Source organism: Dongia sp. (assembly GCF_041905885.1).
In the GTDB taxonomy this organism is placed as follows: domain Bacteria; phylum Pseudomonadota; class Alphaproteobacteria; order Dongiales; family Dongiaceae; genus Dongia.
Genome location: NZ_JAYRKD010000006.1, coordinates 1 through 19,597, shown reverse-complemented (window position 1 = coordinate 19,597; position 19,597 = coordinate 1). Strand labels below are relative to the sequence as shown.

Here is a 19,597-nt window from a genome sequence, read left to right as displayed (position 1 = left end):
CCCCACGGCTGAGGGGAATGTATGAAGGTGATGGTTAACATCTCGTGAAAACCGGAACGCGATCCCACGCCCGAATGACGCAGGGAAATCCCGGACTCGACTATTCCGCGGCGCATTCCGATGGAGCGGCGCGCGGGCCGCGGCACGGCAAGAACTGCCGGGACCGCCGACCGGATCGACCGGGGCTGCCGCCCGGGCCGCCCCGCCCATCACCGATCAAGTGGTTGGAATAGCGCGAAATTATTCTGGCACGCGTCCTGCATTCAACTCTTCGACCGGCCGAAGTGCCGATTGGACATTGACCCAGAAGGGGCACCGTCATGGAAACACCGAGTTACGTCGCACTGTCGCGACAGACTGCCCTCGTGCGGCAGATGGACGTGGTCGCCAACAATCTCGCCAACGTGGCGACGCCCGGCTTCAAAGCCGAGTCCGAGATCTTCACCACCGTTCCGATTCGCTCCCAGGTCCGCGGCGCGCCGCAGAAGCTGGCCTATGTGCAGGATTTCGCGACCGCGCGGGATTACAGCACCGGGCCGATGCAGCCGACCGGCAACGATCTCGACGTCGCGATCCAGGGCAACGGCTTCTTCGTGGTGCAGACCCCGAACGGCCCCCGCTACACCCGCTTCGGCCATTTCCAGCTCAACGCCGCGGGCCAGGTCGTCACCAAGCAGGGCTATCCGGTCCTGGCCGGCGGTGCCCCGCTGCAGATCGATCCCGATGACGGGCCGGTGCAGATCTCCGGCGACGGCAGCGTTTCCGCCGACCGCACCCAGCAGGGCAATGCCCAGGCGGTCTACGGCAAGCTCGACGTGGTCGATTTCGCCAAGCGCGACTCCCTGAAGCCGGAAGAAGGCGTGTTCTTCACCAGCGACGCGCCGCCGATCCAGGTGGCAAACCCGGGCGTGGTCCAGCGGATGCTGGAGCAGTCCAACGTGCAGTCGGTCAAGGAGCTCACCAGCATGATCTGGGTGCAGCGTTCCTACGAGGCCGTGCAGCGCTTCATCGACGGCGAAGACGACCGCATGAAGCGGGCCGTCAATTACATCATCCCGAGCAGCTAAAGGAAGGCCACCCATCATGCGCTCCCTGTTCACCGCCTCGACCGGCATGGCCGCCCAGCAGCTGAACATCGACGTGATCGCGAACAACATCGCGAACGTCACCACCACCGGGTTCAAGCGGAGCCGGGCGGAATTCTCCGACCTGCTCTACCAGGAATACCGCCGCGTCGGCACCCAGTCCTCCGATACCGGCACGATCGTGCCGGCCGGCGTCCAGGTCGGCCTCGGCGTGAAGCCGGTCTCGGTCTATCGCATCAACGAGCAGGGCTCGCTGATCGCCACCAACAACCAGCTCGACATCGCGATCAAGGGCCGCGGCTTCCTGCAGGTGACCCTGCCGGACGGCACCACCGCCTATACCCGCGACGGCGCGCTGAAGCTCGATAACACCGGCATCATCGTGACCGCCGACGGCTTCCAGGTGCAGCCGGCGATCACCGTCCCGGCCAACGCCACCACGCTCACCATCAACGCCGACGGCCAGGTCCAGGCCACCATACCGGGCCAGGTGAACCAACAGCTGCTGGGCCAGATCCAGCTCGCCAACTTCATCAACGAGCCCGGCCTGCAGTCCAACGGCGACAACCTGCTGGTCGAGACCGAGGCTTCCGGCGCCCCCACCGTGGGCAATCCCGGCGACATCGGCTTCGGCCAGCTGCAGCAGTTCTTCCTGGAGCAGTCGAACGTCAACATGGTCTCCGAGATGACCGATCTCATCACCGCCCAGCGTGCCTATGAAATCAACTCCAAGGTCATCCAGGCCTCGGATTCGATGATGGGCACCGTGACCCAGATCCGGTGAGGCAGCGATGATCCGCTTTGCCTTCCTGATGCTGACCCTGGCGCTCTCGGCCTGGCTGGTGTTCTCGATGCCGGCCGGCGCCGAGGAGCTCGACGCCACCGCCGCCGCCGAGAACGGTCTCACGCTCAAGGAGAACGTGACGGTCAGCGACGACGTGGTGCGGCTCGGCGATCTGTTCGAGCAGCCGATCTCGCTGGGCGACTCTCCGGTCGCCCAGGCGCCGCTGCCCGGCCAGACCATCGTGCTCGACAACCGCTTCCTGCGCTCGCTGATCCGCGCCTATTCACTCGACTGGGCGCCGGCCAGCAAATACCAGCGGGTGCTGGTCGCGCGCGCCGCGCAGAAGATCGACCCCGAGCAGGTGATGAGCCAAGTCAAGGATGCGCTTCGCGACACGCTCGGCACCGACAAGGAGGTCGCCATCGCCTTCGACGTCGGCGACATCAACTTGGTGCTGCCGACCAGCGTCGAGCCGACCCTCGCGGTCCAGGACGTGCGCTTCGACCCCAACTCGCAGCGCTTCGCCGTGCAGCTGGTGGTGCCGGCTTCCGGCCCGGCCCTGATCAACCGCACCGTGGCCGGCAGCGTCCATGAGACCGTGCAGCTTCCGGTGCTGGCGCGCTCCGTGGCGCCGGGCGAAGTGATCCAGCTTCCCGACCTCGACTGGATGGCGGTCCGCATCGATCGCATCGCCGCCAACGCCGTGACCGATCCGAAGCAGCTGGTCGGCATGACGGCGCGCCGACCCTTGCGCTCCGGCCAGATGTTGCGGATGAGCGACGTCGCCATGGCGCCCAGCATCCACCGCGGCAGCATGATCACGCTGATGGTGCAGACCGAGAACATGACTCTGACCGCGCAGGGCCGCGCCCTCGAGGATGCGGCGATCGGCCAGCCGATCCGCGTGGTCAACACGATGAGCAACAAGACCCTGACCGGCGTGGTGAAGGACGCGACGACCGTCGTGATCCCGATCGCCGGCGCCATAGCGTTGAACTGAGGAGACGGGCAATGACGACCCGAATGAAGCAAGGCCTCGCGCGCACCACCGGTTTGAGTTCCGGACGGCGCAAGCCGAAACCCGTGAAGCGCGTCCTGCCGCTGGCCCTGATCCTGGCGGTGGCCTCGGTCTCGCTCGGCGGCTGCGGCAACATGCTCCAGCGCATCGCCGACGTCGGCAAGGAGCCGGCGATCGACCCGATCGAGAACCCCAATGCGCAGGCCGACTATCAGCCGGTCACCATGCCGATGCCGGCGCCGATGAGCGACGTCCGTCAGGCGAACTCGCTGTGGCGCCAGGGCAGCCGCACCTTCTTCGCCGACCAGCGCGCCAGCAAGGTCGGCGACATCCTGACCGTGGTGATCAAGATCGACGATTCCGCGACGCTCGACAACGAGACCACGCAGAGCCGCGACGGCAGCAACAACGCGCAGGCCTCGGCGCTGCTCGGCTACGAGAAATACGCCAACCAGGTGTTCACCGATGCGACCGATCCCGCCGACCTGATCGACACCGACAGCACCACCGACCAGAACGGCAAGGGCACGGTCGATCGCGCCGAAGCCGTCAACCTGCGGGTGGCCGCGGTCATCACCCAGGTGATGCCGAACGGCAACATGGTGGTCAACGCGACGCAGCAGGTGCGGGTCAATTACGAGCTCCGCGAGCTCAATGTGCAGGGCATCATCCGGCCGACCGACATCTCGACCGCGAACGAGATCAACTACGACCAGATCGCCGAGGCCCGGATCGCCTATGGCGGCAAGGGCACTCTCTCCGACGTCCAGCAGCCACGCTACGGCCAGCAGGTCTACGACATCCTGTTCCCGTTCTAAGTTCGCAATTCGCGAGTCAACCGGGGCGTTTCCAGCCGGTCGGGTTCGTTCTAGGATGAACGCCCCCGATCCCAAGGAGGCGCCCCGGTGCTTTCGATTGGAATGGTTGTCGCGCTCACCCATCTCTCGCTCGGCCTGAAGCCGATCGAAGTCCATGGCGAAGCCGAATGGATCATGCGCGACCCGGCGATCGCCTGGTGCTGCGGCCCGAAGGAATGCGCCGTAGTGCCGGAGGGCGCGGTGCAGCTGGAGGGCGACAGCTGGTTCGTGCCGGCCACCCGCCAGCGCTTCAAGATGGGCGATCCCCATACCTACTGGTCGCGGGACCGAAAGATGTGGTGGTGCCGGGTCAAGGGCAACCTGACCGGCGCGCCCATGGAGGGACCGGTGCAGTGCCTGTTCGTGCCGAAGCTCGAGTTTTGAGCCTGGGAATTTTGAGCTTGCCCGGGACCGCATGGACCTGACCGCCGCCGCGCTCGGCAATCCGATCAACCGCAAGATCCTGGAACGCCTGCCGATGCTGGGCGCGCCGAATGCCTGCCTGGTCGCGGGCTCGGTCTACCAGGCGTTCTGGAACGCACTCTCCGACCGGCCGGTCGCCGAAGGCGTCAAGGACTACGACATCTTCTATTTCGACGCTTCCGATCTCTCCTATGAGGCGGAGGACGTCGTGGTGCGCAAGGCCGCCGCGCTGTTCGCCGATCTCGACGTGCTGGTCGATGTGAAGAACCAGGCGCGGGTCCATCTCTGGTATCAGAAGCGCTTCGGCGGCGGCGACTACCCGCCCCTGCTCTGCGTCGAGGACGGCATCAGCCACTTTCTCGTGCGATCCACCTGCATCGGCCTGATGCCCCAGGTCGACGGCACGTTGCGGCTGATCGCCCCCTATGGCACCGCAGAGACGCGACAGGGCGAGCTCCGGCCGACCGCGTTCCGGCGCGATGACCTGACCCGGTTCCGCGAGAAGGCGCACAGCTATGTCGCGCGCTGGCCCTGGCTGAAGATCATCGAAGACGAATGACGGGTGCGAGTCAGGTGCCCCAGCTGACATAGCCTTCCGGGCTGATCGGCCAGGCGGGATTCCAGGCGATCTCCCAGGCATGGTCGTCGGGATCGGCGATATAGCCACGGAAGCCGCCGTGGGGCGGCGCATCGCCGGGGCGCAGCATCTTCCCGCCGAACTGCGCCAGCCGATCGAGCAAAGGCTGCACTGCCTCGCGGCTCGGCACGTTGTGGGCGAGCGCGAAGCCGCCGCTCCGCATGGCTTCGCGCTGCATGTCCTCGGCCAGCGCTTTCCCGAGCCAGGTGCCGAGCATCAGGCCGTTCATCTGGTAGAACACGATCTCCGGATTCTCGAACACCGGCTTCCAGCCGAAGCCCTCGACATAGAAGCGGCGCGAGCGCGCGAGATCGGCGATGCCGAGCGTGATCACCGAAATCTGCTGTTGCATGGCTGAACTCCCGAACGGGATGAATCAGGTCTCGCCGTAGAGGAAGGCGAGCAGGACGAAGCGCCGGCCCTTGGTCACATGCATCGGCTCGTGCAGCAGCGAGCAGGAGAAGGTGATGGCGGCGCCGGTTTCCGGCCGGTAGAGCTGGTTGCCGAATTCCGGATAGCGGAGCTCGCCGCCCTCGAACTGCTCGGTGTTGAGATTGATCGAGCAGGCGAAGCGGCGATGCGCCACCATCGGCTTGGTGTTGTCACGATGGCCGTGCAATTCTCCGCCGCGCTCGCCCTCGTAGCAGCCGATGCGATAGGCCTCGCGCCGGGTGATCCGGTACTGGAACGACTTCTGGATCTCCGGAATCAGGCGGCGGTTGATGCGGTCGTCGATGAAGGCGTTGGTCTCCGGCTGGCGGATCCAATGATCGATCCGGTCCTTGCGGCCGTATTCCGGGATCTTCTGCTTGTAGTCGGAATTCCCCGGCGGCAGCGTGCCATGGCCGGGCTCGACATAGGTCTGGCCCTGCATGGCGAAGATGTTGATCAGCTTCTGGCAATCGGCGCGGGAAAGAACATCGGGCAGGATCAGCACCGGCGGATGCGACGTCATCGAGACGGTGGCGCGGGCCGCGGCGATCTTCGCCAAGGCGGCTTGCGCGGCCGCGGCATCGCCCCCGATATAGGCGATGTGCCGGTTGGGCGCGATCAGCACCAGGCGCGATTGCCCAGCCGCGCCGAACAGCGCGCGCACCGTGCCCTCGGCATCGGCCGCGGATTCGAAGCCGTCCAGCGTCGCGGTCTCGCCGAGCGCGGTCGCCAACACGGCACGGCCCTCGGCGGCCTTCACCGCCGCCAGCAGTGCCTCCAGCCCCTGCGGCAGAGCGTCGCCGGTGCGAAACAGGAGCAGCAGCGGCTTGCCGGCGACCAGGTCGCTGGCGGGGTCGATGCCCTCCCCGGTGGCAGCCGCCAGGCGGAAGGCCGGGGCAATATCGCCCGCTTCCAGCGGCGGTTTGGCGGCGGTCGGCGTGCCAGGCTGCAAGGTGGGGGTTTGGGACAGGGCCATGATTTCCCGGAAGGTCGCTAGGGGCTTGTTCGGTGGGCATTGTGCGGATGGCGGGCGGCCGATCAAGCGAATTTGCCGGCCTGAAGCCGGGCGAAATATCCGGTGAAAACCATCGCCCGCACCCTTATATTAGGCATCCCATGATCGACCCGTTCGGCCGCACCATCTCCTATCTCCGCGTATCGGTCACCGACCGCTGCGACTTCCGCTGCGTCTATTGCATGGCGGAGCATATGACCTTCCTGCCGAAGGCGGAGGTGCTGTCGCTGGAGGAACTCGACCGGCTGTGCAGCGCCTTCATCGGCCTGGGTGTCAGGAAGCTGCGGCTGACCGGCGGCGAGCCGCTGGTCAGGAAGAACGTGATGGAGCTGTTCCGCGCGCTCGGCCGGCATCTGAAGAGCGGCGCGCTCGAGGAACTGACCGTCACCACCAACGGCAGCCAGCTCGGCAAGCATGCCGATGAGCTGGCGTCGCTCGGCGTGAAGCGGGTCAATGTCTCGATCGACACGCTGGATCCGAAGAAATTCACCGAGATCACCCGCTGGGGCAAGCTCGACACCGTGCTCGACGGCGTGCGCGCCGCCAAGGAAGCCGGCCTCAAGGTCAAGATCAACACCGTCGCCCTCAAAGGCGTCAACGACGGCGAAGTGGATTCGCTGGTCGAATGGGCCGGCCGCGAAGGCCACGACCTCACCTTCATCGAGGTGATGCCGATGGGCGATATCGGCGGCGAGAACCGGCTCGACCAGTATCTGCCGATCTCGCTGCTGCGCGCGAACATGGCGCGGCGCTGGACCCTGGAAGAGACGTCCGAGCGCACCGGCGGCCCGGCGCGCTATGTGCGGTTGAAGGAAACCGGCCAGCGGGTCGGCTTCATCACGCCGCTCACCCATAACTTCTGCGAATCCTGCAACCGGGTGCGCGTCACCTGCACCGGCATGCTCTATATGTGCCTCGGCCAGGAGGACAGCGCCGATCTCCGCGCGCCGCTCCGGGCCAGCGAAAGCGATGCGCCGCTGATCGCCGCGATCGAAGAGGCGATCGGCCGCAAGCCCAAGGGCCATGATTTCATGATCGACCGCCGCCACCAGGGTCCCGCGGTCGGGCGGCATATGAGCGTCACCGGCGGTTGACGCCGGCGCTGGCCTTGGCCAGCAGAACCGAGATCACAAACAGCAGCAACCCATCGACCAGGTAAGGCGTGATCTGCGCCGGCTCCGACAGCAGGTAGCCGTAGGACTCGATCGACAACTCAGCCTCGAAATGGACTGGAGAGTAGACGAGGTCGACCGCGATGCCGCGCAGGACAATCAGCGCCACCAGAACCACGGGAAACAGCGCGAACCAGCCGGCCGCGCCAGCATCGGCGATCGCGCGGAAAAGCCCGGCCTTGTCGATGACGAGGTAGGCAACGGCCGATGTGACCAGGACCACCACCAGGACCCAATGCTCGCCGGGCGGAAACATCTGCGCCATCGTCTCGGGCGACGTCATATCCGCCTCGGCGATCAGATAGCCGACCATCACGGAGAAATAGAAGCTGATCGTGCCCAGGATCGCCGCACCGAGAAGCTGGAGCAGCAGAATGCCGGCCCGGCCCGCGCCCGCTCCATCCGCTGCTTCGCGCCGGATCACCGCCGGTTCGCTGTCTCGTCCCATACTCGGATCGGCTCCCTGGCCAGCGGCTATCTCAGCCGCTTCTCCATCGAGAAATTGTCGAAGATCTGGCCGTTATAGGTGATGCGCTGCGCCTGGAGGGTGGCGAAGCCGAGGCGCTCGAAGAACTTGCGCGCGGTGATGCTGGACTGGGTCCAGAGCCGCGCCGCGCCGCGGCGTTTCGCCTCGCGCTCGATCTCCTCCATCAGCCTGGTCGCGATGCGCTTGCGCAAGAGATCCTTGTGGACGAAGAGCTGGTCCACATAGTCGTCGCCGTCGAGATTGGCGAAGCCGACCACCATGCCGCCGGAGACCGCGACCATGAAATAGCTGGCGTCGATCACGACGCGCCAATGCTCCAGGTCCACCTGATAGGGCGCCCAGGCGTCGAGATGGGCTTCCGAATAGTCCTGGCGGTTGACGGCATGGACGGTGTCGCGGAACAGGCGGGCGATGGTCAGCGCATCATCGGGGCGGCCGCGCCTGAGCTCGATGACGAAACGGGTATCGCGCGCCCTCAATCGACCCCCATCAATCCACGATGACCTGGTGCGCGAAGTCCCGCCCGTCGGTGATGGTGATCTGGCGGAAGCCGAGCAGCTTCATGAAATCGAAGAAGGTGGATTCCTCGGGCTGGGTGTTCTGCTGGAAGAACGGCGTCGAGCGCGCCACCGCGGTCAACTGGGCGAGCAGGGCGCGGGCGCGGTAGATGGTGTTCAGCTGGCCGTCGATCATGCCGACGATGATCAGCTTCTCCGACTGGCCGCCCTTGGCGAAGATGGCGAAGCTCGGCGCGTATTTCCCGTCTAGCAGCTGCTTGGTCATGCCGATGATGAAGGCCTGGCGACGGACCTTGTCGCTTTCGCCGAGCGTGATCGTGCGCGAGACGTAATGTTCGACCGTCTTGGGCTTCGGGTAGTAATAGCCCTCGTGCAGCGACTGCTCTTCGGCCGGTTCCTGGCTGAAGGAGACGTTGTCCTGCGCGGTCGCCGTTCCGGACAGAATGCCCACCGCGCTCAGGCCGAGCGCCAGAGCACCCGCGACAGACCAGCGAGACAGGCGACGCATTCGAACCCCCAAGAATCCAGGATGTTAGAGTGCGGCGGCGGCACCCTGTTTGCAAGGAGAGATTGGACTTTCGGCGGAGGCCGGCGGCCTGTCATGCACTTTCCGGAGATTGCCGGCACGGCTATACTCGATGACAGTCCCGCAACCGCGCCCCTTACCCTTCATCCGCAAATGGCAAAACCGACCTTCGCATTCGTCGCGGCCCCCAGTGCCGAGGCCCAGGCCGCTTTGGCGGAGCTGAAGTCCCGCTACGGCGAGGCCGATCCGGTGCATGCCGAAATCCTGGTCGTGCTGGGCGGCGACGGCACCATGCTCGAGACCTTGCACCGGCATATGGGACGCCAGGTCAGCATCTTCGGCATGAATTGCGGCACCGTCGGGTTTCTGATGAACCGCTACAGCACCGACGACCTGGTGGAGCGGCTGGAGCGCGCGCAGCTGGTCACCCTGCATCCCCTGGAGATGCGGGCCAAGACCACCGACGGCAGCGAGCAGGTGCGGCTTGCCATCAACGAGGTCTCGCTGCTGCGCGAGCTCGCCCAGGCGGCGAAGATCACCATCAAGGTCGATGGCGTCGAGCGGATCTCCGAACTGATCTGCGACGGCGTGATGGTGGCAACGCCGGCCGGCAGCACCGCCTACAACCTCTCGGTCCACGGGCCGATCCTGCCGATCGGCTCGGGCGCCTTAGCGCTGACGCCGATCAGCGCCTTCCGCCCGCGGCGCTGGCGCGGCGCGATCCTGCCCCGCACCGCCAACGTGCGCTTCATCATCCGCGAACCGCAGCGCCGCCCAGTCTCCGCCACCGCCGACTTCGCAGAGGTCCGCGACGTCGCCGAGGTGAAGATCCGCGAGGACCGCAACATCACACTTAACCTGCTGTTCGACCCCGAGCATCACCTCGAGGAACGGATCCTCCGCGAACAGTTCATGGCTTAGCGTCTTCGGGCTCCAGCGCTTCGACGGCGGTGAGGTCGTCGGCCTTGCGCAAGGCCGGGAACCAGATCGCCCAGAGCAAGGCCACGGCGAGAATGCAGATCCCGCCGATCACCACCGCCGGGATCGCGCCGAAGATCGAGGCCGACATGCCGGCGCGGAAGGCGCCCAGTTCGTTCGAGGCGCTGATCGCCAGCATATAGACGGCGTTGACCCGGCCCCGGAGCGAGTCCGGGGTCCAGAGCTGGACCAGGACCTCGCGGATGTAGACGCTGATCATGTCGCTGGCGCCCATGACGATCAGCGCGCCGACCGAGACGCCGATCGAATGCGAGAGGCCGAAGACCACGGTGCCGAGGCCGAACACGGCGACAGTCACGAACATGATCGCGCCGGCGTGGCGGCGGATCGGCTTGGCGCCGAGGAACAGGGCCATGGCCAGCGCGCCGATCCCGACCCCGGCGCGCAGCAGGCCGAGGCCCCAGGGCCCCGTCACCAGGATGTCGTGGGCGAAGACCGGCAGCAGCGCGGTGGCGCTGCCGAGCAGCACGGCGAAGAGATCGAGCGTGGAAGCGCCCAGCACCACCTTCTCGCGGCGCATGAAGGCGAAGCCGCCGATCATCGAATCCCAGGCCCCGACCTCGCGGGCCTGCGGCTCCTCGACCTTGCGGATGCCGAGGATGGCGAAAGTGCCGACCAGCGCCATCGCCAGCGCGACCGAATAGGCCGCGGACGGCGCGAAGCCGTAAAGCACGCCGCCGAGCGCCGGTCCGGCGATCGAGGAGAGCTGCCAGGCCGCGGTCGAGCAGGCGATCGCCGACGGGATCTGCGCGCGCTCGACCAGGGTCGGCGCCAACGCCAGCGAGGCCGGGCCGAAGAAGGCGCGGCCGATCGCCAGGGCCGAGACCAGCAGCAGGATCGGCCAGGTGTGGGTGAGCGAGGCGGTCGCTACCAGGAAGATGCCGAGGGTGCAGGCGAGTTCCGCCAGCATGCAGAACATCAGGATGCGCTGGCGCGGGTAGCGGTCGGCGACCGTGCCGGTTACCAGCACCAGCAGCATATGCGGCATGAACTGAGCCAGGCCGACCAGTGCCAGATCGAAGGGGTCGCGCGAGATCTCGTAGACCCGCCAGCCGATCGCGACGATCAGGATCTCGGCGCCGAACGAGGCCAAGAGCGAGTTCAAGGTGTAGAGAAAGAAGTTCCGGTTCCGGAGAACGGAAATGGCGGAGACGCCGGACATGACGCGGAATCTGCCCCTGATGTTTCGCCAGCAATAGCCGATCGGCGGTGTGCTGGCTACTCGCCTTCCTGGACCTCCGGAAGCGCGCCGATTTGCTGCTCGACGAAGCCGGCGACGGCCGCCAGCATGCGGTCGATGTCGCGTTTCAGGGCGTCGAAGCCGGCGGTCTTCTTGATCTTCTCTTCGTCCATGTAGAGGCCGCGGTTGACCTCGATCTGCAGGCTGTGCCGGCCGTCCCGCGGCCGGCCGAAGCGCTGCACCAGGGCCGCCCCCTTGAACGGGTGGTTGAGCTTCACCGCATAGCCGAAGCTGCGCAGCGTCTCGGCGACGAAGGCGGTGAACTCCGGATCGCAGCTCTCGCCCTCGAGGTCGCCGAGCACGAAATCATCGCGCGGAACCGGCTTGCCCTGCTTGCGACCCAGCGCCTTCATCGAATGGGCGTTGATATGCCAGACGCCGCCGAAGCGCCCGTGCATCTCGGCGAGCATCGCTTCGAGCTCGTCGTGATAGGGCCGGTGGAAGCGCGCGATCCGCCCTTCGATCTCGGCGACCGGGAGCTTGCGGTCATAGACCGGGACATTGCCGCGGATCAGCCGGCGGATCAGGCCAAGGCCCATCTCGGTGCGCTCGCTGGTCTCGATCGCATTCGGCCAGATCCCCTCCAGCATGGCGGGATCGATCTCGCCTTCATGGCGGTTGGGATCGACATAGCTGCGCGGGAACAGGGCCTTCAGGAAGCCGGCGCCGTGGCGCGGCGCGTTCTCATAAAGGTCATCGACGAAGGCATCCTCGGCCCGGCGCAGCAAAGCCAGGGGTGCTGCATGGCCGAAATCCTCCGGATAGGCCCGGCCGCTGTGGGGGGAATCCACGACCAGGGGCAAAGCCGCACCGGCCGGAGCGGTGCGGACCAGGACGCCGGGGAGGAAGCGGACCTTCTTGATGTCGGTGCTTGTCATCGAGTGGATGGGTTGCCAGCGATCCTCCAACCGCTATGCTGAACGCCAACAAAGGTCAACAGAAAGCAGGCCCAACGTGGCGGCGCTTCCCCAGAGCCTCGAGCTGACCCGCAAGCTGATCGCCTTCGACACGACCAGCCGGAACTCCAACCTGGAGCTGATCAACTTCGTCCGCGACTATCTCCACGCGCATGACGTCCAGACCACGCTCATCCCCGACCAGACCGGGAAGAAGGCCAATCTCTACGGCACGATCGGCGCAGACGACAGGCCCGGCATCTGCCTTTCCGGCCATACCGATGTGGTGCCGATCGACGGGCAGAACTGGAGCAGCGATCCCTGGGCGCTGACCGAGAAGGCCGGCAAGCTCTACGGCCGTGGTTCCTGCGACATGAAGGGCTTCCTCGGCTGCGTGCTCGCGGCCGTGCCGCAATTCTCCAAGACCAGGCTCGGAACCCCGCTTCATCTCCTGTTCTCGTTTGACGAAGAGGTCGGCTGCCTCGGCGTGCGGCGGGCGCTTTCGGTGATCAAGGATCTGCCAGTGAAGCCGAAGGGCTGCATCATCGGCGAGCCGACCCTGATGCAGGTCGCCATCGCACATAAGGGCAAGAAGAGCATGCGCGCCCATGTGCACGGGAAGGAATGCCATTCCTCGCTGGCACCGAAGGGCGTCAACGCGGTCGAGTATGCGGCGCTGGCGATCGCGCATCTCCGCAGCATGGGCCGCCGCTTCGCCGCCGAGGGGCCGTTCGATCATGATTACGACGTGCCGCACACGACCGTGCATACCGGAACGATCCAGGGCGGCACCGCGTTGAACATCGTGCCCAAGGATTGCACCTTCGCCTTCGAGTTCCGGCACCTGCCGGTGCAGGACCCGGAAGCGCTCTATGCCGAGTTCAAGCGCTATGTCGAGACCGAGCTCACGCCGGAGATGAAGAAGATCGCCCCGGAGACCGGCTTCGGCTTCGAGCAGATCTCCGCTTTCCCCGGCCTCGACACGCCGGAGGATTCCGAGATCACCACGCTCGCCAAGAACCTGACCCAGGCCAACGGCACCACCAAGATCGCCTTCGGCACCGAGGGTGGCCTGATCCAGGAGATCGACATCCCGACCGTGGTCTGCGGCCCGGGCTCGATCGAGCAGGCGCATAAGCCCGACGAGTTCGTTGACATCGCCCAGATCGCGCAATGCGAGGCCTTCATCGAACGGCTGCGGGGCAAGCTCGCGGCGTGAGCGGACCCGAACTCTGGTTCGACGACGACCACACCCATGCCGCGGCCGGCGTCTTCCTGCTGACCCAGGACCGGCGGCTGGTGCTGCAGCTCCGCGACGACAAGCCGGACATCCACTATCCCGGCATGATCACTTCCTTCGGCGGCGCGGCCGAACCCGGGGAGACGCCGGAAGCATGCGCCTTGCGCGAGCTCACCGAGGAGACCGGGATCCGGGCGCGGGCGGAGCAACTGGAGCGGTTGGGTGCGGTCTCGAAGGTCGACTTTCGCGGGCATCGAACCGCCTCCGTCTTCTTCCTGCTGCGCGGAATCGACCCCGCGCAACTTGTGATCACCGAAGGCAGAGCGGTCGTGCTAAGCTTCTCCGAAGCCGCGTCGGATCCGCGCTTTACGGAGAACTGCCGTCGGTTTTCTGCCGAAATTGCCGCAATGCTGCGGCAATGAGCCTGCCGTAGCGTCAATATCGAGAGATGAGCGCTTTTCATTTGAATGGCTCTCGCCGCGCGCTAAATCACGTTTAACCCGAATACCAGCCGATCCGTTGAGGCGGGGAACCGCTCCCTTATTCCGGCGTCTATATCGCCGCCAAGCCATTGCCCCTTAAGGAGATACCGTGCCGAAACGGCGACTGCGCATTACCGTGCTGGATCTGGTCAGCAAGGGACCGACCCGGAGCACCTTTCGCCGGTTGATGAACGCCAACACCGCGAGCCTGATGCCTCAGGTGATCGCGACCTGGTGCGAGCAACTCGGCCACAAGGTGCGCTATATCTGCTACACCGGGTTCGAGGACATCGACGAGATGCTCCGCGACGACTGCGACGTCGTTTTCGTCGGTTCGTTCAGCCGCTCGGCACAGACCGCCTACGCGATCAGCAACCTCTATCGCCGGCGCGGCGCGGTCACGGTCCTCGGTGGGCCGCATGCGCGCTGCTATCCGGAGGATGCCGCGCTCTATTTCGATTACGTCCTCGGCTTCACCGACAAGATCGTCCTGGACGAAATTCTCAACGAAGCCGCGCCGCACCGGCCGGCCGGGCGCTTCCTGAGCGCCGCAAAGCAGCCGACCGAATTGCCGCTGCTGGAGGAGCGCTGGAAGTTCGTCGCCCAGACGCTGGCGAAGGCGCCGCTGGTCAAGTTCGTGCCGATGATCGGCAGCATGGGATGTCCCTATACCTGCAGCTTCTGCATCGATTCCACCGTCGACTACCAGCCGCTCGCCTTCGACCGGATCCGCACCGATCTCAAGTTCCTGCAAACGAAGATGCGGCGGCCGGTCGTCGCCTGGCACGACCCCAACTTCGGCGTCCGCTTCAACGACTATATGACCGCGATCGAAGACGCGGTGCCGAAGGGCCGTATGCGCTTCATCGCCGAGAGCAGCCTGTCGTTGCTGTCGGAGCCGAACCTGCAGCGCATGCAGCGCAACGGCTTCGTCGGAATCCTGCCGGGGATCGAATCCTGGTACGAGCTCGGCAACAAGTCAAAGACCGGCAAATCGACCGGCATGGACAAGGTGCGCCAGGTCGCGGCCCATGTGAACACCATCCTGCGCTATATCCCGACCGTGCAGACCAATTTCGTGCTGGGGCTCGATTGCGATTCCGGCGAAGAACCGTTCGAGCTCACCAAGCGCTTCATCGATCTCGCCCCCGGCGCCTATCCCGCCTTCTCGCTGCTGACCGCCTACGGCGCGGCGGCACCGCTCAATCTCGACTTCCAGCGCGCCGGGCGGGTGCTGCCTTTCCCGCACCATTTCCTCGACAGCAACCACGCCATGAACGTGCGGCCGCTGCATTACGACTGGGCCGAGTTCTACGGCCTGGCCGAGGACCTGACGCTTTATGCGCATTCGCGTTCGCAGCTGTGGCGCCGCTTCAGCGCCAATCGCGGGCTCACCGCCAAGGCGATGAACTTCGTCCGCGCCTCATCCTCGGGCCGCGCGAAGTTCCAGGGCAAGATCCACCGCATGCTGGTTAACGATCCGAGCGTGCGCGGATTCTTCGCCGGCGAGACCACGGTGTTGCCGGATTTCTACCGCAACCGGATCCGCCGCCAGATGGGACCGCTCTGGGACGCCCTGCCCGAGGGCGCGCTGATGCATGACCCGAACGCCTATCTGAAGAAGCACGAAGCCGCCCGGCTCGCGGCGGAATAGTTCAGCCCGCCGCCGCCATCACCTTGGCGGTTTCCTTCAGACGGCGCATGTCGAGCTTGCCGGTGCCGAGCGTCGGGAGCTCGTCGATCCTTCGCAGGTCCTTCTGCTTCGGGATCCAGAGCTTGGGCAGGCCGCTATCGGAGAGGCCTTTCCAGACCAGCTCTGCGCCCATCGCCTCGTCGGCGACATAGAGTCCGAACAACCGCTCGCCGCGATCGGCATCGGGCACCGCGACCACCGCTGCGGCGCCGATGCCGGGGATCCTGAGCATCGCTTCCTCGATCTTCAGATGCGGCACCATCTCGCCGCCGACCTTGGAGAAGCGCGAGAGCCGATCGGTGATCTTGATGAAGCCGTCCTCGTCGATGATCGCGATGTCGCCGGTCACGTACCAATCGTCCTGCAGCACCTGCGCGGTGCGATCGGGATCGGCGAGATAGCCGACCATGCGGCCGGGGCCTTTGAGGAGCAGCAGCCCCTCCTCGCCTTCCTGCTTCGCTTCGCCGGTCTCGGGATCGACCACCTTGGCGGCGACGCCGGGGATCGGATGGCCGACCGTGCCCAGCTTGGTGCCGATCTGCCGGTCCGGCCCTTCCAGCACGTCGGGCACATTGGTGGCCACCACAGGCCCCATCTCGGTTGCGCCGTAGCCTTCGAGCAACTGGATGCCGAACTTCTCCTTGAACTGCTCGCCGAATTCCGGGCGCAGCCGCTCGGCGCCGACCACGACATGGCGCAGCGAGGCCAGGTCCTCCGGCGCGCAGGCGCGGTAGTAGGACTGGCAGAAGGTCGGCGTGGAGATGAGCAGGGTCGCCTTGTATTTCTTGATCATGCCGCCGATCGATTTCGCGTCGAGCGGGTTCGGGTGATAGACGGCGCCCAGACCCAAGACCAGCGGCATGAACAACGTGCCGGTAAAACCAAAGGCATGGAAGAAGGGCAGCACGCCCATCACGCGGTCATCGCGCGTCGCGCCGAGGATCTGGCCGATCGCCTCCAGGTTGGAGATCACGTTGTGGTGCGAAAGCATCACGCCCTTGGGCTCGCCGGTCGAGCCCGAGGAGAACATGATGGTGGCGAGATCCTTGAAGGGATCGCCCGGCGGCACGGTCATGCGGCACAACAAGCCGGCCGGCGTCAGCAGCGCCCGGACATAGGTGAGCACACGCTCGGCCTTGCCCACGCTGGCGATCAGGTCCTCGATGAAGACCATCTCCGGCCGCGCCTCCAGCTTGGCCTTGGCGAGGAAGGCCTTGGAGGCAATGATGGTCTTGATGCCGGATTTGTGGATGGCGGCTTCCATCGCCTCGGCGCCGATGGTGAAGTTGAGGTTGATCGGCGTCTTGCCCGAGAGCATCAAGCCGTTGTTGACCAGCGCGCCGGCGACCGAGGCCGGCAGCAGCACGCCGAGGCGTTTCTCCGCCGCGCGCTCGCGCTTGAACCACTTAGCCAGCATCAGCGATGCCGTGAGCATCGCGCCGAACGTCATTTCCCGCCCCAGCGAATCCGCCATGCAGAAGCGGAACCAGTTCTTCTTCGCCGTGTGGATCACGCGAACCGGCACCAGGTCGCGGGTGGTGCGGCGATGGTCGAAGGCCTCGGCGCCGAGCTCCAGCAGGCGCGTCCGGAGCTCCCAGGCACGCGTGGTCGACGGCAATGGCGCGCCGAAGGTGATGGTGACCGGATAGAAGAAACGCTTCGGCCATTTCCAGAAGAACTTGCCGTCCTTGAAGCTGAAGATCGAGCCCCAGACCTGGTCGAGATGCACCGGGATCACCGGCACGTCGAGGCCCTGCACGATCTTCTCGAAGCCGCGCTTGAAGGGCAGCATGTTGCCGGTGCGGCTGATCGCACCCTCGGCGAAGATGCAGACGCTGTGGCCGGCCTGGAGCTCCTCGCGGGCGCGGCGGATCGCGGCGATGCCGTCGCGGCCGCCGCCGGTCGGGATCGCGCGCATCTGGGTGAAGAGCTTGCCCAGCAGCGGCAGCTTGAAGAAGGGCGCATAGACCATGAAGCGCACGAAGCGCTGGATCGAGGCGCCGACCAGCAACCCGTCCACGAAGGAGAGATGGTTGCAGACCAGCAAGGCCGGGCCGTTCAGCGGCACGTTCTGCGGGTTGACGATCCGGATCTTGTAGATCGTATGGGTGATCAGCCAGAGCGAGAAGCGGATCATGAAATCCGGCAGCAGGATGAGGAGGTAGGCAGTGACGGCGAAGGTCGCAAAGCCGGAAACAAAGATGACCTGGTCTGGCCGCAGCCCGGCGAATCCGCCGAGCAGATAGTTGACGCCAGCCGCGAGCAGGATCGCCAGGAAGTTCAGAACATTGTTGGCGGCGATGACGCGGCCGCGTGCATCCGCCTCCGACTTCTGCTGCAGCATCGCGTTGAGCGGTACCGAGTAGAAGCCGGCGAAGAAACCGAGCAGCGAGAGGCAGGTGATCGCGCCCCAGAAGGTATGCGCGGTTACCAGGAAAAGCGAGGTGATGCCCATGCCGATCGAGCCGATCGGAACCAGACCGAGCTCGACCTTGTGGCCAGAGAGCCGGCCGGCGGCGACGCTGCCAATGGCGATGCCGATCGCCACCGCAACCCACAGCCAGCTGGTAGCGCTTTCCGAGATCTGCAGCACCTGCTTGCCGTAGACCGGCATTGCAAGCTGAAGCAGGGAGCCCAGAAACCAGAACCAGCAGATACCGAGCACCGTCAGCCAAAGCCGACGGTTGCGCTTGACCGCGCGGATCGCGAAGACGCTATCGATCACCGGATTGAGCTGGAACACCTTGCGCTGCTTCGGGTTGGGCGTGCGGCCGATGCCGAGGCTGGTCAAGGTCCCGATGACCGCGATGCCGATCGTCACCCCACCCAGGAACCAGGGATGGGCGCCGAAGAACTGGTAGAGCGCGCCGCCGCCGGCGGTGCCGATGATGATTGCCAGGAAGGTGCTCATCTCGATGAGAGCGTTGCCGCGGGAGAGATCCTGGTTCGGCAGCAGTTCCGGGAGGCAGCTGTATTTCGCCGGCGAGAAGAAGGCGGAATGCGTCGCCATCAGGAACATCACCACGAGCATCAGCGGGATAGAGCCCAGCAGGAAGGCGACGAGGCCGATCACCATCGCCAGGATCTCGACGCTCTTGCTGGCGATGAGGACGGTGCGCTTGGAGAAATTGTCGGCGAGCTGGCCGGCATAGCCAGAGAACATCAGGTAGGGCAGGACGAACAGCGCCGCGATCAGCGACGTGTAGAGCTCGGCTTGATCCGGCTTTCGGGCGATGACGTAAAAGGTGACGATGAACTTGTAGACGTTGTCGTTCAGCGCCCCCAGAAACTGGGTGACCAGCATCCAGCCGAAACCCTTGTCCAGGATCAGCTGCAGATAGCTGCGGTCATTCATGGTGAAGCCCGTCCCTTAATTCCCCGCCCCACTTGAACGGGCGGGAGGGAGTCGGTCAAGCCGCGGTACCGGTTTGGTGCGGCGCGTCACGGATTCGTCTCACGAATCCGTCAAATGGCGGAAAACTGCGGTTTCCGGGGCTTGAAACCGGCGCCCTGCGGCACGACGTGCAATTGACAATCATTCTGAGTTGCCGTTAAGGTTTGGCCATGATCGTTTGCATCTGCAACGCCTATCGCACCGCCGAGATCGAGGCCAAGGCCCGGGAAACCGGGCATGGCGACGCCTATGCGGTCTACCAGGCCCTGGGTGCGGCGCCGCGTTGCGGCTGCTGCCTGGACATGGCGCAGGACATCGTGGACGACGTCCACGGCAGCCCCCGGACGCTGCGCAAGGCGGCGGAATAGATGGTTATCTGGCGCTCCGTTCCGCTGTCGCGCTGGGCCGCCGTCCTCACCTGGTTCGGCATCAAGCGGCCGACGCGGTAGTTCTTTTTCAGTTCCGGAAATCTTCACGCGGTGAGGTCAACCCCCGCCCCAGCCCGCCCCCATCTTGGGGGCGGGGGCTGGGTAAGGGTGGGGGTTGATGGGAGAGCGAGCCTCGGTGCTAGCTGTCGTTGCTATAGAGGTTGTTCACCCGGGCCGACCGGAGGAAGCTGGTTGTTGCGAAGCAAACAGCGTCTTTCTGGGGGCCCGGATGAACGTGCATAAGAATGCGCGCACCACCCCGTTCAGTCGA

The 19,597-nt window shown here is 65.4% G+C and carries 20 protein-coding genes; 12 read left to right on the top strand and 8 right to left on the bottom strand.

Translation table 11 applies throughout. The features are described 5' to 3' along the window. The first annotated feature begins 320 nt into the window (after nucleotides 1-320). From flgF to ACH2CY_RS07710, 6 genes are all read left to right on the top strand, one after another. On the top strand, nucleotides 321-1,067 hold the full coding sequence (flgF, locus tag ACH2CY_RS07735; RefSeq protein ID WP_395017835.1) for a flagellar basal-body rod protein FlgF: 747 nt from the start codon (nucleotides 321-323) through the stop codon (nucleotides 1,065-1,067). A 16-nt stretch (nucleotides 1,068-1,083) separates the two neighbouring features. Continuing rightward, a complete protein-coding gene (flgG, locus tag ACH2CY_RS07730; RefSeq protein WP_395017832.1) occupies nucleotides 1,084-1,869 on the top strand; it encodes a flagellar basal-body rod protein FlgG in 786 nt (261 codons plus the stop codon). 7 nt (nucleotides 1,870-1,876) lie between these two features. After that, the gene (gene flgA, locus ACH2CY_RS07725) at nucleotides 1,877-2,869 is read left to right on the top strand and encodes a flagellar basal body P-ring formation chaperone FlgA (protein WP_395017829.1); all 993 of its coding nucleotides are present in this window, start codon (nucleotides 1,877-1,879) and stop codon (nucleotides 2,867-2,869) included. An 11-nt stretch (nucleotides 2,870-2,880) separates the two neighbouring features. Further along, entirely contained in the window at nucleotides 2,881-3,705 is an 825-nt protein-coding gene (flgH, locus tag ACH2CY_RS07720; protein ID WP_395017827.1) for a flagellar basal body L-ring protein FlgH, read from the top strand. A gap of 87 nt (nucleotides 3,706-3,792) precedes the next feature. Beyond that, nucleotides 3,793-4,128 carry a hypothetical protein gene (locus tag ACH2CY_RS07715; RefSeq protein ID WP_395017824.1) on the top strand — a complete coding sequence of 112 codons (336 nt, stop codon included), beginning with the start codon at nucleotides 3,793-3,795 and terminating at the stop codon, nucleotides 4,126-4,128. Nucleotides 4,129-4,159: 31 nt separating this feature from the next. After that, the gene (locus tag ACH2CY_RS07710) at nucleotides 4,160-4,726 is read left to right on the top strand and encodes a nucleotidyltransferase family protein (RefSeq protein WP_395017822.1); all 567 of its coding nucleotides are present in this window, start codon (nucleotides 4,160-4,162) and stop codon (nucleotides 4,724-4,726) included. A 10-nt stretch (nucleotides 4,727-4,736) separates the two neighbouring features. Here the strand turns inward: ACH2CY_RS07710 and ACH2CY_RS07705 are convergent, their stop codons facing one another. Both ACH2CY_RS07705 and ACH2CY_RS07700 read right to left on the bottom strand, forming a co-directional pair. Next, on the bottom strand, nucleotides 4,737-5,156 hold the full coding sequence (locus ACH2CY_RS07705; protein WP_395017819.1) for a VOC family protein: 420 nt from the start codon (nucleotides 5,154-5,156) through the stop codon (nucleotides 4,737-4,739). Between the two features lie 24 nt (nucleotides 5,157-5,180). Next, nucleotides 5,181-6,212, bottom strand: coding sequence for a 2OG-Fe(II) oxygenase (locus ACH2CY_RS07700; protein WP_395017817.1), 1,032 nt, complete (start codon nucleotides 6,210-6,212; stop codon nucleotides 5,181-5,183). A gap of 140 nt (nucleotides 6,213-6,352) precedes the next feature. Here ACH2CY_RS07700 and moaA point away from each other — a divergent pair, with 140 nt between their 5' ends. Beyond that, the gene (gene moaA, locus ACH2CY_RS07695) at nucleotides 6,353-7,345 is read left to right on the top strand and encodes a GTP 3',8-cyclase MoaA (protein WP_395017815.1); all 993 of its coding nucleotides are present in this window, start codon (nucleotides 6,353-6,355) and stop codon (nucleotides 7,343-7,345) included. Here the strand turns inward: moaA and ACH2CY_RS07690 are convergent. Genes ACH2CY_RS07690 through ACH2CY_RS07680 form a run of 3 tightly spaced genes read right to left on the bottom strand, consistent with a single transcriptional unit; the run spans nucleotide 7,332 to nucleotide 8,936 of the window. Further along, nucleotides 7,332-7,871 carry a hypothetical protein gene (locus ACH2CY_RS07690; protein ID WP_395017813.1) on the bottom strand — a complete coding sequence of 180 codons (540 nt, stop codon included), beginning with the start codon at nucleotides 7,869-7,871 and terminating at the stop codon, nucleotides 7,332-7,334. The genes moaA and ACH2CY_RS07690 overlap by 14 nt on opposite strands. A gap of 26 nt (nucleotides 7,872-7,897) precedes the next feature. Then, nucleotides 7,898-8,389 carry a GNAT family N-acetyltransferase gene (locus tag ACH2CY_RS07685; RefSeq protein ID WP_395017812.1) on the bottom strand — a complete coding sequence of 164 codons (492 nt, stop codon included), beginning with the start codon at nucleotides 8,387-8,389 and terminating at the stop codon, nucleotides 7,898-7,900. 10 nt (nucleotides 8,390-8,399) lie between these two features. After that, nucleotides 8,400-8,936 carry a molybdopterin-guanine dinucleotide biosynthesis protein A gene (locus tag ACH2CY_RS07680; protein ID WP_395017809.1) on the bottom strand — a complete coding sequence of 179 codons (537 nt, stop codon included), beginning with the start codon at nucleotides 8,934-8,936 and terminating at the stop codon, nucleotides 8,400-8,402. Nucleotides 8,937-9,107: 171 nt separating this feature from the next. On the opposite strand from ACH2CY_RS07680, the gene ACH2CY_RS07675 reads away from it, so the two are divergent. Continuing rightward, nucleotides 9,108-9,875 (top strand): NAD kinase, encoded by a 768-nt coding sequence (locus ACH2CY_RS07675; RefSeq protein ID WP_395017806.1) that lies wholly within the window; start codon nucleotides 9,108-9,110, stop codon nucleotides 9,873-9,875. Here ACH2CY_RS07675 and ACH2CY_RS07670 read toward each other — a convergent pair. After that, on the bottom strand, nucleotides 9,865-11,115 hold the full coding sequence (locus ACH2CY_RS07670; RefSeq protein ID WP_395017804.1) for an MFS transporter: 1,251 nt from the start codon (nucleotides 11,113-11,115) through the stop codon (nucleotides 9,865-9,867). The genes ACH2CY_RS07675 and ACH2CY_RS07670 overlap by 11 nt on opposite strands. Before the next feature lie 56 nt (nucleotides 11,116-11,171). Further along, entirely contained in the window at nucleotides 11,172-12,071 is a 900-nt protein-coding gene (locus ACH2CY_RS07665) for an N-formylglutamate amidohydrolase (protein WP_395017802.1), read from the bottom strand. A 76-nt stretch (nucleotides 12,072-12,147) separates the two neighbouring features. Between ACH2CY_RS07665 and argE the strand changes: the two genes are divergently transcribed. From argE to ACH2CY_RS07650, 3 genes are all read left to right on the top strand, one after another. Next, nucleotides 12,148-13,308: an acetylornithine deacetylase gene (gene argE / locus ACH2CY_RS07660; protein ID WP_395017799.1), complete on the top strand. Its 1,161-nt coding sequence runs from the start codon at nucleotides 12,148-12,150 to the stop codon at nucleotides 13,306-13,308. Further along, the gene (locus ACH2CY_RS07655; protein ID WP_395017796.1) at nucleotides 13,305-13,751 is read left to right on the top strand and encodes an NUDIX domain-containing protein; all 447 of its coding nucleotides are present in this window, start codon (nucleotides 13,305-13,307) and stop codon (nucleotides 13,749-13,751) included. The genes argE and ACH2CY_RS07655 overlap by 4 nt, the downstream gene beginning before the upstream one ends. 169 nt (nucleotides 13,752-13,920) lie before the next feature. Beyond that, complete coding sequence (locus tag ACH2CY_RS07650) at nucleotides 13,921-15,465, top strand: B12-binding domain-containing radical SAM protein (protein ID WP_395017794.1); 1,545 nt, start codon at nucleotides 13,921-13,923, stop codon at nucleotides 15,463-15,465. A gap of 1 nt (nucleotide 15,466) precedes the next feature. Here the strand turns inward: ACH2CY_RS07650 and ACH2CY_RS07645 are convergent, their stop codons facing one another. Next, nucleotides 15,467-18,859 (bottom strand): acyl-[ACP]--phospholipid O-acyltransferase, encoded by a 3,393-nt coding sequence (locus ACH2CY_RS07645; protein WP_395017792.1) that lies wholly within the window; start codon nucleotides 18,857-18,859, stop codon nucleotides 15,467-15,469. A gap of 209 nt (nucleotides 18,860-19,068) precedes the next feature. Between ACH2CY_RS07645 and ACH2CY_RS07640 the strand changes: the two genes are divergently transcribed. Continuing rightward, entirely contained in the window at nucleotides 19,069-19,266 is a 198-nt protein-coding gene (locus tag ACH2CY_RS07640) for a bacterioferritin-associated ferredoxin (protein ID WP_395017789.1), read from the top strand. Nucleotides 19,267-19,597 lie beyond the last annotated feature (331 nt).